At 70.3% G+C, this 14,042-nt stretch carries 11 protein-coding genes; 2 read left to right on the forward strand and 9 right to left on the reverse strand.

All coding sequences use genetic code 11. From position 1 onward, the window contains the following. The first annotated feature begins 72 nt into the window (after positions 1-72). Complete coding sequence (locus tag ACYVDG_RS28195; RefSeq protein ID WP_460760745.1) at positions 73-1,296, forward strand: neutral zinc metallopeptidase; 1,224 nt, start codon at positions 73-75, stop codon at positions 1,294-1,296. Positions 1,297-1,335: 39 nt separating this feature from the next. On the opposite strand, the gene ACYVDG_RS28200 is transcribed toward ACYVDG_RS28195, so the two are convergent. The 8 genes from ACYVDG_RS28200 to ACYVDG_RS28235 form a co-directional block, all read right to left on the reverse strand. Continuing rightward, a complete protein-coding gene (locus tag ACYVDG_RS28200; protein ID WP_460760748.1) occupies positions 1,336-2,754 on the reverse strand; it encodes an FAD-dependent oxidoreductase in 1,419 nt (472 codons plus the stop codon). Positions 2,755-2,848: 94 nt separating this feature from the next. Continuing rightward, the gene (dxs, locus tag ACYVDG_RS28205; RefSeq protein ID WP_460760753.1) at positions 2,849-4,777 is read right to left on the reverse strand and encodes a 1-deoxy-D-xylulose-5-phosphate synthase; all 1,929 of its coding nucleotides are present in this window, start codon (positions 4,775-4,777) and stop codon (positions 2,849-2,851) included. Between the two features lie 285 nt (positions 4,778-5,062). Continuing rightward, the gene (locus ACYVDG_RS28210; protein WP_460760756.1) at positions 5,063-5,833 is read right to left on the reverse strand and encodes a sulfite exporter TauE/SafE family protein; all 771 of its coding nucleotides are present in this window, start codon (positions 5,831-5,833) and stop codon (positions 5,063-5,065) included. Between the two features lie 39 nt (positions 5,834-5,872). Beyond that, on the reverse strand, positions 5,873-7,138 hold the full coding sequence (locus tag ACYVDG_RS28215) for a styrene monooxygenase/indole monooxygenase family protein (RefSeq protein ID WP_460760760.1): 1,266 nt from the start codon (positions 7,136-7,138) through the stop codon (positions 5,873-5,875). A 475-nt stretch (positions 7,139-7,613) separates the two neighbouring features. Further along, complete coding sequence (locus ACYVDG_RS28220; protein ID WP_460760764.1) at positions 7,614-8,897, reverse strand: sugar ABC transporter permease; 1,284 nt, start codon at positions 8,895-8,897, stop codon at positions 7,614-7,616. Next, positions 8,894-9,694, reverse strand: a complete 801-nt coding sequence (locus tag ACYVDG_RS28225; protein ID WP_460760767.1) for an ATP-binding cassette domain-containing protein — start codon at positions 9,692-9,694, stop codon at positions 8,894-8,896. Before ACYVDG_RS28225 ends, ACYVDG_RS28220 begins: the two co-directional genes overlap by 4 nt. Positions 9,695-9,789: 95 nt before the next feature. Then, a complete protein-coding gene (locus tag ACYVDG_RS28230; RefSeq protein WP_460760771.1) occupies positions 9,790-10,932 on the reverse strand; it encodes a sugar ABC transporter substrate-binding protein in 1,143 nt (380 codons plus the stop codon). 222 nt (positions 10,933-11,154) lie between these two features. Continuing rightward, entirely contained in the window at positions 11,155-12,336 is a 1,182-nt protein-coding gene (locus tag ACYVDG_RS28235) for an ROK family transcriptional regulator (RefSeq protein ID WP_460760776.1), read from the reverse strand. 122 nt (positions 12,337-12,458) lie between these two features. On the opposite strand from ACYVDG_RS28235, the gene ACYVDG_RS28240 reads away from it, so the two are divergent. Then, positions 12,459-13,064 carry a uridine kinase family protein gene (locus ACYVDG_RS28240; RefSeq protein ID WP_460760781.1) on the forward strand — a complete coding sequence of 202 codons (606 nt, stop codon included), beginning with the start codon at positions 12,459-12,461 and terminating at the stop codon, positions 13,062-13,064. Between the two features lie 769 nt (positions 13,065-13,833). On the opposite strand, the gene ACYVDG_RS28245 is transcribed toward ACYVDG_RS28240, so the two are convergent. Further along, positions 13,834-14,042: HNH endonuclease signature motif containing protein (locus tag ACYVDG_RS28245; RefSeq protein ID WP_460760786.1), on the reverse strand; the 209-nt coding region annotated here is incomplete at its 5' end.

Below are 14,042 nucleotides of genomic sequence, written 5' to 3' on the forward strand. Positions count from 1 at the left end.
CGGCACTTGCCCGTTTCGTAGTGACGAACCGGATATGCCCTGCCCGTGTTGGCGCGACGACGAGGACGACCCGTGGAGAACCGAACCGGCGCTGAAGAGCCCGGGGAGAACACTCCCCCACCGCCCGAGCGCGGACCGGCCCAACCGGGCCAGGGTCAAGGCCAGCACTGGCCGAACCCCGGGCCGCCCTCGCAAACACAGCCCCAGCAAGCCCAGCAGACGCAGGCCCGACCTCTGCCGCCACATGCTCCGCCCGCACACGCCCAGCCCCAGCCTCCCCAGGCCGGGTTCCAGAACTGGCAGTGGGGGGCGCAGCAGTGGCCGCACCAGGGGGCACAGCACCAACCGTGGCAGCAGCAGAGGGGGCCGCACCCGTGGGCCCAGTACCAGCACTGGGGGCCCTCCCATGGCCGACCGCCCCCGCGACCCCGGCGCGACCGCGGTCCGGCCGTCATCGCTTGGGCGTTCGTCGCCGCCTCGGTGGCCCTGGTAGCGCTGATCGCCAGCGTGGCCATCGTGGCCACCACTCCGCAGGAGGAACCCGAGACCGGCGGCACGGACGTGTCCGTCTACTACGACAGCGACCTGTACGTCCAGCCCGACCCCGTGGACGTGGATCTGGTCGATCACCCCGTGTACGGCGTCGCCGTGCCGGAACCGGTCGACTGCGACTTGCCCGCACTCGACCTGGCCTCGGACGAGTCGTGGGAGGGGTTCGCCGATGAGGCGGGCAACTGCCTGGACGAACTCTGGGCCCCGGTCATGGCCGAGCTCGGCCTGGTCCCCGAACTGCCCGACATCACCGTCACCGACGATTCCCTCGACACCGACACCGAGGACGCCTTCACACTGGCCTACTACGAGAGCGACCGGAGCCAGATCACCGTGGTGCTCCCGAACGTGCGCGAGGTCGGGGCCCAGGTCCCGGCGGACCACCAGGAGCACGTGTGGCTCGCGCTGATGGGGCACGAGTACGCACACCACGTCCAGTACGCGACGGGGATCCTGAGCGTCTCCCACGACCTGCGCCGGACCGCGGGCACCGAGGCCGACGAATTGGACACGCTGCGCCGGACCGAACTCCAGGCGGAATGCATGGCCGGTGTGGGCCTGCGCGGCCTCACCGACCCCGACAGTGACGCCCTGGACGTGGTCAACCAGCACTTCAACGGCGACGGTGACCTGGAGACGCACGGCAGCGCGGCCAACCGCGCACTCTGGCTGGAGTCGGGGTGGTCGAGCGAGACCGTGGGCGACTGCAACACCTATGCGGCCGACGAACCCGACGTGGCCTGACCCCGTATCCGCGGACGTGCCGGCCGATGGTCCGACAGGTCACCGCTCCCCGAGGACCCTGCGGTAGGCGCCCCACCCGTGCAGCTTGACCCGCTCGCCCCGGTCCAGCTCGGCGGCGTGGCTGGCCTCGGCGTTGTCGATACGCAGCCAGTCGTCGTAGTCGCTGTAGGCGAGTCCCCGCTTGTCCAGGACCTCCGCCAGGTCAACCGGTTCCGGAAGCGACCCGCGCAGGTCCTCGGCATCCTCGAGCAGGGAGCGGACGGTACCGGCAGCGTCGGACTTGTTCGTGCCGATCACCCCCGTGGCGCCCCGTTTGATCCACCCGGCCACGTAGTCGCCGCGCACGACACGGCCGTCGGTGTCCAGGACACGGCCCAGGTCGTGCGGCACCGTGCGCCCGGCATCGTCGAAGGGCACTCCCGTGAGGGGCACACCGGCGTAGCCGACCGACCGCAACACCATCCCGGCGTCCAGGACGCTGTGCTCACCGGTGCCCACCAAACGCTCCTCACCGTCCAGGCGCGTGTGCTCGACGCGTAGGCCGTCCACCCGCTCAGTACCGAGGATCTCCGCAGGGCGGCTCCAGAAGTGGATCTCCAGGCGGCGGGGACGGCCTTGGGGAGGCCGATCGGCCTGCTCGCGCAGGAGCTTGAGGTTGGTGCGTGCGGCCCGGGCGACCCGGCGCAGTTCGGGTTGGTCGGTGCCGACCTCGGTGGGGTCGATGTCCACCTGCTCCGGGCGCACCACCACGTCCACCCCGGGCAGCGCCAGGAGGTCGCGCAGCTCGGGGGCGGTGAACTTGGCCTGGAGGGGGCCGCGGCGGGCCAGGACGTGCACGGTGCGCACCCTGCTGGCGGCGAGCACCTCCAGGGCAGCCTGGGGGATGTCGGTGTGGCGGAGCTCGTCGGCGGTCTTGACCAGGATCCGGGCGACGTCGATGGCGACGTTGCCCGCCCCCACCACCACGACCTCCTCCGTGTCCAGCACGAACCGTTCCATCTCGCTGTCGGGATGGCCGCAGTACCAGTTCACGAAGTCGGTGGCGGCGACGCTGCCCGGCAGGTCCTCACCGGGCACGCCCATCCGCCGGTCGACGCTGGCACCCGTGGCGTAGACGACGGCGTGGTGGGAACGGGCCAGGTCGGCGCGGGTGAGGTCGGTGCCGAACTCGACCCCGCCGACGAAACGCACGTCGGGGTGTTCCAGAACCCCGCGCAGGGCGCGAGCCACACCCTTGATCTTGGTGTGGTCCGGCGCTACGCCGTAGCGGACCAGGCCGTAGGGCGTGGGCAGGCGGTCGAGGACGTCCACACGGACCGGCACGCGCCGCTGCCTGGTCAACGCGTCCGCGGCGTAGACCCCGGCGGGACCGGATCCGATCACGGCCACCCGAAGCGGGTCCCCGTCGTCCGGGCGGGGCTGCTCGGGGCTCTGGTGGTCGGGTGCAGGAGTGGCCATGGCCCCATTCTGGCAGCACCGGACGAGGTTCCGATGCTGCCAGTGGGACCTGTGGATCGCGCGTTCCGGCCTCGGCCGGGCCTCAACAGGGCCTTCAGGCCTTCTCGTCGGCCAGCTCGGACGCGGTCCTGGCGCCCTCGCCCCGGCGGGACACGGTCTCGGTGAGCTTGCGGGACAGCTCCTGCGGGGTCAGTCCCTGTTCCTGAAGGATCTGGTCGCGTTTGGCGTGGTCCAGGAACTCCTGCTCAATACCGAAGGTGCGCACGGGCACGTCCACGTCGTGGTCGCGCAGCAGGCGGGCCACGGCGTCGCCGACGGCACCGGTACGGCCGTTGTCCTCCACGACCGCGACCACCGAGTACTCCGCGGCCTCGGCCACCAGGGCCTCGTCCAAGGGCTTGACCCAACGGGGGTCGACAACCGAGACACCGATGCCCTGGTCCGCCATGCGGTCGGCGACCTCGCAGGCGACCTGGGCCATAGTGCCCGCACCCACGATGAGCAGGTCCTTGCCGTGACCGCCGTCGGCGGCACGGCGCAGCAGGTCCATGGAGCCGACCTTGCCGATCTCGGGCAGCTCTTCGGCGACCGCGCCCTTGGGGTAGCGCACGACGGTGGGCGCGTCGTCGACGGCCACGGCCTCGCGCAGAAGGGCGCGCAGGCGTGCGGCGTCGCGCGGGGCGGCCAGGCTCAGGCCGGGGACCACCTGGAGGATGGACATGTCCCACATGCCGTTGTGGCTGGCACCGTCGTTTCCGGTGACTCCGGCGCGGTCCAGGCAGAAGGTGACGCCCTGGCGGTGCAGGGCGGCGTCCATGAGCACCTGGTCGAAACAGCGGTTGAGGAAGGTCGCGTAGACCGCGATCACCGGGTGCAGGCCGTTCATCGCCATGCCGGTGGCGGACGTGGCGGCGTGCTGCTCCGCGATACCGACGTCGAAGGTCCGGTCCGGGTAGGCGTCGGCGAACTTGTTGAGGCCGGTGGGGTGGAGCATCGCGGCGGTGATCCCGACGATGTCCGAGCGCTCCCCGCCGAGCTCGACCATGGTGTCGGCGAAGACCGAGGTCCACTTCTCGACCTTGGGTCCGGCCTTGGCCTTGCCGGTGTCGACGTCGAAGGGACCGGGGGCGTGGAACTGATCCTCGTCGTGGTTCTCCGCCGGGGCGTAGCCCTTGCCCTTCTGCGTGATGACGTGGACGATCGCCGGTCCGCCGAAGTCCCGTGCGCGGCGCAGCGCCGTCTCCACGGCGGCCTCGTCGTGCCCGTCGATGGGACCGAGGTACTTCAGGCCGAGGTCCTCGAACATCATCTGCGGCTGGATGGCGTCCTTCACGCCCTTCTTGAGGCCGTGCAGCGCCTCGTAGAGGGGCTGTCCGACCACCGGGGTGCGGTTGAGGGTGGTCTTGGCCAGGTCGAGGGCCTGCTCATAGCCGGGGTTCATGCGCAGCGAGGCCAGGTGGTCGGCCAGACCGCCCCTGGTGGGCGAGTAGGAGCGGCCGTTGTCGTTGACCACGATGACCAGGCGCCGGTTCTTCTTCTCGGCGATGTTGTTGAGGGCCTCCCAGGACATGCCGCCGGTGAGGGCCCCGTCGCCGATGACAGCGACGACGGTCCGGTCGGTGCGGCCCTGGACCTCGTTGGCCTTGGCCATACCGTCGGCGTAGGACAGCGAGGTGGAGGCGTGGGAGTTCTCGATGAAGTCGTGCTCGGACTCGGACCTGGAGGGGTAGCCGGACAGGCCGCCCTCGGACTTGAGGTTGGTGAAGTCGTGGCGGCCGGTGAGCACCTTGTGGGCATAGGCCTGGTGACCGGTGTCGAAGAGGATGGGGTCCTTGGGTGAGTCGAAGACCCTGTGCAGTGCGATGCTCAACTCGACGACGCCGAGGCTGGGGCCGAGATGCCCACCGGTCTGGGAGCAGGAGTCGACCAGGAAGTCCCTGATCTCCTGGGCCAGCGCAGGGAGCTGGTCGGCCGGGAGCTTCTTGAGCGCTTCCGGATTGTGTATCGACTCGAACAGTGCCACTGTCTCGTCAGTCCCCTCGTCCAGCGTGTCCGCTTACGTTTGCCGTGCCCGGCCCCTGACGTGGGCCGGTGTCGGTTACCGGCAGGTATGCCCAACCGAGTTTATGGGCGTTCGCCCACGGGTCATACCCAGCAACCCCCGAGGTTACGGATTCGACGCCGCCTCGGGAGATGACGCGTGTTCCCCATCGGGACGGTGCCGCCGCACGGCATCGACCCAAACGGTTTTCGGCGTAGGTTACTCGCTTTTGACAGCGCGGTTACCGCTGGCTGCCCGGCTGCGACGCTATCCGAACACGGCCTGTGCGAGAAGGCCGATCGCGGAGACGGTCACCACGCCCAGCAGACCGACGCGCAGTTTCCCGGGGTCGACCCAGCGGCGGAGCCCGTTGCCGAGGAGGAATCCGAGGCCGACGAAGGGGATGGCGGCGATGCCGGCGGCGGCCGTGCGGCCGTCGATCTGCCCGCCGACCCCGAGGCCGATCAGGGAGATCGCGCCGCCGAACAGGAAGAACGCGGCCAGGGTGGCGCGCACGCGCTCCGGACGTTCGCGCTGGTAGAGCAAGGCCATGGGCGGCCCGCCCACCGACGTGGCGGTACCCGCGAAGCCGGACAGGGTGCCCGCCGTGACCAAGGAGAGCGGGCTGATGCGGACCCGGAAGGCCCACACCGTCAGGATGACGGCCACGAGCACCATGACCCCGACCACCGCGGCCAGGGCGCGGGGTTCGAGCACGGCCACGACCCACACCCCCGCAAGGGTGCCGGGCACGCGCGCGGGCAGCCCCCAGGCCATGCCGTACCAGTCCACGTGCCGCCACTCTTGGAGGAGCGTGAGCACCGGGAGGATGATCACGGTGATGAGCAGGGACCCGGGCATGAGTGTGGGGTCGAGGAAGGAGATAACCGGGGCGGCGACCAGTCCGAGACCGAGGCCGACCATGCTCTGGACGGCGGCCCCGGCGAGTACCGCGGCCGCCGCCACGAGGAGGAAGACCCAGGCGTCGATCTCGCCGAACAGGCCGTGGGCGGTGGGTGTGAGGAGGTCAGCGAACATGAGGGGACCGACGCTATATCTCCTGCTGCCCGATCGGGATTAGGAGATAGGGACATGGGATGAGCGTGCGGGTTCGGCGCTCCGCACCGAGTCCGCGTACGCCATCGCGCGCTCCGGGTGGAGGAACCAGTCGATGAGCCCCGTGGGCTCGCTGAACGAGTTGGCGAACCGGTCCGCGGTGGGCTGGTGCCGGTCGGCCAGCCGGTACAGCTCCCACACGTGGTGCGGGCCGGACAGCATGACCCTGCTCCAGGCGGTCACCTGACGGGCGCGGCGCCAGTAGTCGCTGAACGCCGCGCGCATGAACGGCTCGTCGAAGGGGCGCGTGCCGTGGTCGACGATCGCGCGGCGGTAGACCTCCGCGCACAGGGATGCCATGTTCGCGCCCTGGGCGGTGATCGGGTCGTTGCTGACCACGGAATCGGCCATACCGAGCACGGGGGTACCGTCCGCGAGGCGGGCTACCGGTTCGCGCACCGCTGGCGTGTAGCCGCCGCGCAGTGCGGCCATCGGGTCGGCCAGGCGGGCGCGGGTGAGGCGCTCGTACTCCCAGGGGGCGTGGCTCCGCATGACGTCGAGCAACCCCGCCAAGGCGTCCTCCCCCGTGGCCCCCTCGTCCAGGGGACGGTCGAGGGGGCCACCGGGCACGGCCTCGACCATGACGGCCTCGCAGACACCCGCGAGGGAGAGGGTGGGCAGGGTGACGAGCTCACCGGCCCCAGGCACCGCCGTACGGCTCAGGACACCACCTCTGGGGTGCGACTCGCCCCCGGTGACGTAGGCCAGCGACAGGGCGCGCTGGGGCACTTTGAAGAGCGATCTGCGGGCGTCGCGGGGGAAGAGCTCAGCCAGTTCCCCCCGGCCCGCAGCCACGACGGCGAGGTCGTGTTCGGCGGCGAACCGCCCCAGTGCTTCGCGGCCGACCCTCTGGCGGACGACCCGGCCGCCGCCTTGGGCGAACAGCTCCATCCAGGCGGCCAGCTTCAGGCGCTGGTCCACCGACTGAGCGGGCTCCTCCAGCCGACCGACCCAGTCCGCCTCCGGGACGGCTCCCCCGGACCGGTCGGCGACCCGTACTCCCACCCCGGTGATCTCGGGGGCGCGGTCGTCCCAGAAGGCCAAGCCGTGGCGGCGTTCGCGGCGCAGTGCCGGCCCGAACAGGCACTGGGTGGACTGGACCCGGCCGGCTCGGATCTCCTCAGGCCCCTGCGGGTTGACCAGGGTGACGTCGTAGTCCTCCGAGAGCAGGCCGAGGGCGAGCTGGAGCCCGGACTGTCCGGCACCGACGACGAGGATGTTGCGCATGACTCTCCTGTGTGCGCACCCGTGAGCCGCGGCGCCACGGGTGCTGGGTGGCTTGACGCGGCGAAACTAGCAGCGCTCAGACAGGCGCCGAATCCGCCTCTGACCTCGGGACTTTCTCCCCTGACGGCACGGGACCAAGGGACTTGGGGCCGCGGGTGCGCCAGGTCACAGCGATCGGTCGGCCCTCAATCACCCATGCCGCAGTCCTTGGCAGCGTCCGGCCAGGTGAGGCCGGTGAGCACGGGTTCGGGCGCGGTGCCGGCGCGGCGGCAGAACCGTGTGCGGCCCGGAACGGGTTTCGGGGCGGCCCCGGCGCAGGTGCACAGTCACCCCGGGGCGGCCAGATGAGGGGCAGATCACACGGATGCGCCAGAGCACGAAGGAGCCCGGGCCGGTGGGAGTGGTGACCGGCCCGGGCTCTACGGCGGCACGAGCCGCCGTTCTCCTCCGGGAGTGGCTCGGGAGCCTAGGAGCCCTAGGCGCCGCCTCTCGCGTGGGTCTTGCGGCCCCGCCGGGAGATCGCGTCGAGGATGACGGCGATCAGCAGGACCGCGGCGGTGATCATGAAGCGCACCGAGGTGTCCACGTTGGGCAGCAGCAGGAGCCCGGAAGTGATAGCGCCCAGCACCAGTCCGCCGAGCAGGGCGGAGTAGGCGTTGCCCCGGCCGCCGAACAGGCTGGTGCCGCCGATCACCGCCGCCGCGATGGCCAACATGAGTTCCTGGCCGCCACCGGTGGTCGTGCTCGCCGCGATGTTGCGGGAGACCAGCATGATCCCGCCGAGGGCGGCGAGCGTGGAGGCGATCCCGAAGACCGACACACGGATCAGGACGACGTTGATACCGGCCCTGCGCGCGGCCTCGGCGTTGCCGCCCACCGCGTAGACCATGCGCCCGTAGCGGGTCTTTCGCAGCACGAGGTCCAGGATGACCACCGCGCCCACGAAGATCAGGAAGGCCAGGGAGACACCGTTGTGCTGGTTGACGATCCACACACCCGCCACCAAGGGCAGGGCCAGCAGTCCGGTGCGCAGCAGCACCTCGGAGAGCGGTTTGTAGGACAGTTGCGTCAGGCGGCGCCGACGCTCCACCGTCAGGCCCGAGGCCAGGTAGAGGACGAGCGTGAGGACCACTATCGTCCAGCCGATCCACGGCACGAAGTAGGTCTGGGTCAGCGCGGCGATGAGCCCGTCGGACCGGGTGTTGATGGTGCCGTCGGGCGCCATCAGGAACAGGTGCAGTCCCTGCCATCCCAGGAGTCCGGCGAGTGTCACCACGAAGGCCGGCACGCCGATCTTGGCGAAGATGACGCCGTGGACGAGGCCGACAAGGAGGCCCACTGCCAGGGTGGCGAGGATGCCCGCCCACTCCGGCCAGCCGTGCCGCATCACCACCACGGCCAGGAATCCGGCGGCCAGACCCGCAACCGAGCCGATGGACAGGTCGATCTCGCCGAGCAGCAGGACCATGATGACGCCGGTGGTCATCAGACCGATCGCGGCGATCTGCACGGTGAGGTTGGACAGGTTCTGCGGGGACAGGAAGCGGTCGTTGAGTGACTGGAAGACGATCGCGATGAGGATCAGTCCGATGACGACGGGCGCCGCACCGAGCTCCCCCGCGCGCACGTTGCGCTTGATGGCGGTCCACCAGCCGCTGGGGGTGGCGGCCACCGAAAGCAGCCTCGGGTCGCGGCGGGCTCCGTCCGACGCCCCGGCGTCCTGGCCCGATTCGTCTGTGACCGGGGTCTGCTGACTCATCGCTTGTCCTCCGAAGCAAGGGGCTCCTCGCCACCACGGGTGGAGCGGCGGGTGACGGGGTTGTCCGAGGCCCCGGTGATGGCGGCCACGATCTCCTCGTAACTGGTGTTGGCCACGTCGAATTCACCCGCGTTCCGGCCCAGGCGCAGAACCGAGACCCGGTCGGCGACCGCGCGCACATCGGCCATGTTGTGGCTGATGAGCACCACCCCCAGGCCTTGGTCGCGCAGGCGTTCGATGAGGTCGAGGACCTGCGCGGTCTGGGCCACCCCGAGAGCGGCGGTGGGCTCGTCGAGCAGCACGACGCGCGGTTCGCCCAGCAGGGCGCGGGCGATCGCCACGATCTGGCGCTGTCCACCGGAGAGGGAGGCCACGGGCACCCGGAGGTCGGGGATGCTGACCGACAGGGAGTCCAGGAGCTCCCAGGAGCGGCGCTCCATCTCGACCTCGTCGAGCGTCCCGGGAAAGTGCAGCCGTTCAGTGCCAAGGAAGAGGTTGCCGACGATGTCCAGGTTGTCGCAGAGGGCGAGGTCCTGGTAGATCGTGGCGATTCCCAACCGCTGGGCGTCGGCGGGGGCGTTGATGGTGACGGTCTGGTCGTCCCAGTGGATGGCTCCGCCGCTGTCGGCGGCGTGCGCCCCGGCGATGACCTTCACCAGGGTGGACTTACCGGCGCCGTTGTCGCCGAGCAGGGCGACGACCTCGCCCGCGTCGACGTGGAAGTCGACCTCGTCGAGGGCCCGCACGGCCCCGAAGGTCTTGGAGATCCCGGACAGTTCCAGGACGGGTGTACTCATGTGCTGCGGTCTTCCCTCTCCTCGCGTTCGCCGCGGGGCGGGCGGCCTCCCTCCGGATGAGGGGGAGCCCCCGCCCCGCGGACGAATCGGAGTGCCTACGCGTCCTGGCAGAAGTCGGTGTCTGCGTAGTCGTCCGTGCAGATCTCCTCGATGGTGTAGAAGCCGTCCGAGACGACCGTGTCACCGATGTTCTCCTCGGTGACCGCGACCGGCTCGAGGAGATGCGCCTCGACGGTCTCGCCGGCGCCGTCCTCCATCTCGGTCACGGTGTGTTCACCGGCCTCCAGCTCCTCGCCGGTGGCCAGCGCGATCGACATGGCTGCGGCCAGCTCGGCCTGGGGCTGGATCTCCTTGTACACGGTCATGTACTGCTCACCGGAGATGATGCGCTGGATCCCGGCCAGCTCCGCGTCCTGGCCGGTGACCGGGGGCAGGTCGTCGACGCTGACGCCGGCGCTGCGCAGGGCGGCGATGACACCGGAGGCCATGCCGTCGTTGGCGGCGTAGACGCCGACGATCTCGTCCACCCCCATGGCGGTGATGGCGGCCTCCATCTGGGTGGTGGCCTCCTCCGGCGACCAGTCCGGGGTGTCGTACTCCTGGCCGACGTCGATCTGGCCGTCGAGGATCTCGTGCGCACCGGCCTTGAAGTCGGCGGCGTTGGGGTCGGTGGGGGAACCGTTGACCATGACGATCTCCCCGTCACCCGCTTCACCGTTGATCTCCAGCGCCTCCAGCAGGGACTCGGCCTGGACCTGTCCCACGCGGTGGTTGTCGAAGGAGATGTAGGAGTCGACGCCGCCTTCGGCCAGACGGTCGTAGGCGATCACGGGCACGCCCTGGTTCTTGGCCTCGTTCACGGTGCCCGAGGAGGCGGCCGCGTCAACGGCGTCCAGGACGAGGATGTCGACCTCGTCGGTGAGCATCGCCTGCGCCTGGGTCTGCTGTTCGTCGACTTCACCGTCGGCGTTGGCGTAGGACAGCTCGCAGTTGGGGCACTGCTCCTCAAGCGCCGCCTCGAAGAACGGGTAGTCGAAGGCTTCGTACCGGGCGGTGTACAGGTCGGGCAGGAGCAGTCCGACGTGGAAGCCTTCCTCCAGGGTGTGGGTCTCACCCCCGGCGTCGTCGCCGCCGGAGGTGATGGCGTCGCAGCCAGTGGCGGCAAGGGCCAGTGCCGCGGTCACCGCAGCGATACCGCCGGTGACTGAGCGTCGTGTGGCTGAGCGTTTCGTGTTCAACGCCGGTGCCTCTCTCGTAACGGGGTGGGGAGGTGGGCGGGGGATCCCGCGGATGGTGCTGTGCAGTCAAGCGCCGCCGCGGGCTTGCCGTCAACTACTGAACACATAACCGAAACATCACAGAAATTGATTTCAGGTCTTAAAATCATGATTCGGGCTGTTCAGTAGGCCACTCCCCACCTCAGCACACGCGCTTCCCGATCCACGCGGCCAGGGCCCAGGTCACGCGGCCCGGTGAACTGCCGTCGCCAGCGCCCCGTAGAGGGCTGCGTCAGCGCCCAGCGCGCTCGGCATCAGCTTCAGCCGACCCAGCGCACTACCCAGCGTTCCCAGCTCCATGGCCCGGTACATCGGTTCCAGCAGCAGGTCCCCGGCCTCGGCGAGCTCGCCCCCGACCACGACCCGGTCGGGGTTGAACAGGTTGCACATGATGGCGGTGCCCTGGCCCAGTGCGGTGCCCGCCTCGGCGATGATCCGACGGCTTCCGGGGGCACCCTCCCGCGCCGAGTCGACCAGGTCGGCCAGACCGACCGGCTCGGTCCCCTGGGCCAGGTCGGCGTGCCGGGGCAGCATGTTCAGCAAGTACGACGTACCGACGAAGGTCTCCAGGCAGCCGCGGTTGCCGCAACGGCACACCTGGCCACGCGGGTCGAGCCCGATGTGCCCGACCTCCCCCGCGGTACCGCCCGCGCCTTGGAAGAGCCGTCCGGACAACACGATGCCCGCACCGACCCCCTCACCCAGGACCAAGTGGATGACGTGCTCGGCGCCTTGGGCAGCGCCCCGGTCGCGTTCGGCCAACACCGCCAGGTTGGCGTCGTTCTCGGCGTGCACGGGCAACCCGAGCCGCTGGCTGAGTGCCTCCGCAGGACGGAAACCGGACCAGCGGGGAACACAGGAGATCCCGCCGACCGCACCGGTGTCCGGGTCGATCGGCCCGGGGATCGAGGCCACGACCATGGACACCGTTCCCAGGTCTGTCCGGCCGGCCAGCAGCAGGGTCTCGACCAGCCAGGCGGCCCGGCGCACCGCCCGCGGGGCGTCCGCGGCGACGTCGTAGGGGATGCCCTCGCGGGCGACCATGTTCCCGTCACTGTCGCCGACCGCCACCCGGATGTGGTCGGCGGTGAAGTCGACGGCCACGACGGCGCCCGGTGGCCGCAGCAGGCTGACCGCCCGGGCCCGGCGCCCGTTGGAGGAGGTGTTGCGGACCGTGACGGTACCCGCGGCCCGCAGCCCTCGGACGATGTTGGAGACGCTGGCGGCGGACAGCCCGGTGGCGCGCACCAGCTCTGCTTGGGTCCGGGTGCCCTCGTGCCGCAGAACGTCGACTACGCGCCGCTCGTTGGCCTGGCGCAGCGCTGACTGCGACCCCGGGGTCGTGTCGGTGTCGGCCTCGGTCACCGCTTACCCCTCTGTGGTCGGTCGCTACAACGCTCGGATGTTGTTCCGAGGAATATTACAAGCATTGAACACGGCTGAAAACCGTGCGCGCACGGGCTTGTGGTGCCTCTAAGCTCCGAAGCATGCCAGGTGAGAGGACCGACCGGCCCGGTTGGGCGGAGCGGACGGCCGGGACCGTGCTGGACACGCCTCGGCGCGGACCACTGACGCGGATCGTCGCAGTGGAGGGTCGTTCGGGTTCCGGAAAGAGCACGGTGGCCGAACGGGTGCGCCGGGCGCTGGCCGAACGGGGCGAGCCGGTGGCCGTCCTGACGATGGAGGACCTGTACCCGGGGTGGGACGGGCTGGCCGAGGTGCCCGGGCTGCTGCGGCAGTGGGTTCTGGAGCCGCTCAGGCACGGCCGTACGGCCGCGTGGCGACGGTACGACTGGGAACGGGGCGCCTTCGCCACGGAGTGGGTGGACCTGCCCTCGGAGCTGGCCGGGCGCGAGGGGACGCTGCTCGTGGAGGGGTGCGGCTCCGGTGCCGCCTCCGTATCCGGCCTCCTCGACCTGCTGGTGTGGGTGGAGGCCCCGGCGCACACGCGGTACCGGCGGTTGGACCGCCGCGACGACGCCGAGGCGTACGCCCCCTATCGCGCGCTGTGGGCACGGCAGGAGGACGTCCTCTACGCCCGAGCGCACCCCCGCGAGCGCGCGGACCTGTTGTTGGCCAACCCGGCCCGGTGATCGGTCCCGGATCGTTCCTCCCGCGGTCCTTCTACTGCTGAGGGTGCCTGCTGACAATGGGTGGTGGGTGAAGGGTTGATGGGTGGTGGCCCAAGAGTGGGGTTGAAACTGCTTTGAGGGGTGGCCCTCCTATGCTGGAGGTGGCCTGTTGAGTGCGGGTTTCCCCGTTTCCTGCCGCTTGATGGTGGCCGTCTCCGCTGCGCGCCTCAAGGTCGTCGCCATCGAGCGCTTCGCGCATCATTGGCGCTCCACCTTGACCCGCTTCGCTGCGACGGCGGGTTGGCGGCTATCAGGAAACGGGGGGCGTGTGGTCGGGGAGGCGGCGGGCCCTTCGGGCCCGAAGGGCCCCTACGGCACAAGCACGGCCTGGCGGCCGTCGATGGCCACTCCGCCGGAGCGTTGACGGTTGCGGGTGTCGCGGCCGGTCATGCTCTACTGCGAACCCCGGTCGGCCTGGAGGCCGATGCCTGCCCCTGCGCCGGAGCGTTGACGCCTGGTGGTGTCGCGGCTGGTCATGGTGTGCGGCGAACCTCGGTCGGCGGGTGGAGGCTGGTGTTTGGGGGTCGGCTGGTGTCTGGGTGTGGGTGAACCCCCCTGTTGGAGGCAAAAACAGGGGTGAGCGTGCTTCTAGGACCAGGTCTCACCCACGGCCCCCGGGGTGGCGAGAGCTCGGGGCCGGGACCGGCTCCCCGAGGGCGGGGTGGGGTCTGGCCATGCGGGGGTAGAGACCCGGCGCAGGCGGGTGGGAGCTCTTGATGGGGGTGGCCGGTTACGGGTGCGGGTGTGGGGCTGGGTCCCCATCCGGGTCCGAGGCCCTACCCCCACCTCGCTGTTGGCCTCGGTTGCGGCCCGACCACATGCGGCGGTCCTGGCGTACCGACCACCGGTGCTTGATCTGGTTATGGGTCGCGCACAGCGGCTGGATATTGGTGGCGCTGGTGGTGCCGCCCTGCCAGAACTCCACGATGTGATCAGCCT

This window comes from Nocardiopsis oceani (assembly GCF_054777395.1).

Coding starts and splice junctions, on each gene's coding strand:
- ACYVDG_RS28200 (WP_460760748.1), bottom strand. CDS start 2,754: ATGGCCACTCCTGCACCCGACCACCAGAGCCCCGAGCAGCCCCGCCCG.
- ACYVDG_RS28210 (WP_460760756.1), bottom strand. CDS start 5,833: ATGTTCGCTGACCTCCTCACACCCACCGCCCACGGCCTGTTCGGCGAG.
- ACYVDG_RS28215 (WP_460760760.1), bottom strand. CDS start 7,138: ATGCGCAACATCCTCGTCGTCGGTGCCGGACAGTCCGGGCTCCAGCTC.
- ACYVDG_RS28220 (WP_460760764.1), bottom strand. CDS start 8,897: ATGAGTCAGCAGACCCCGGTCACAGACGAATCGGGCCAGGACGCCGGG.
- ACYVDG_RS28225 (WP_460760767.1), bottom strand. CDS start 9,694: ATGAGTACACCCGTCCTGGAACTGTCCGGGATCTCCAAGACCTTCGGG.
- ACYVDG_RS28240 (WP_460760781.1), top strand. CDS start 12,459: ATGCCAGGTGAGAGGACCGACCGGCCCGGTTGGGCGGAGCGGACGGCC.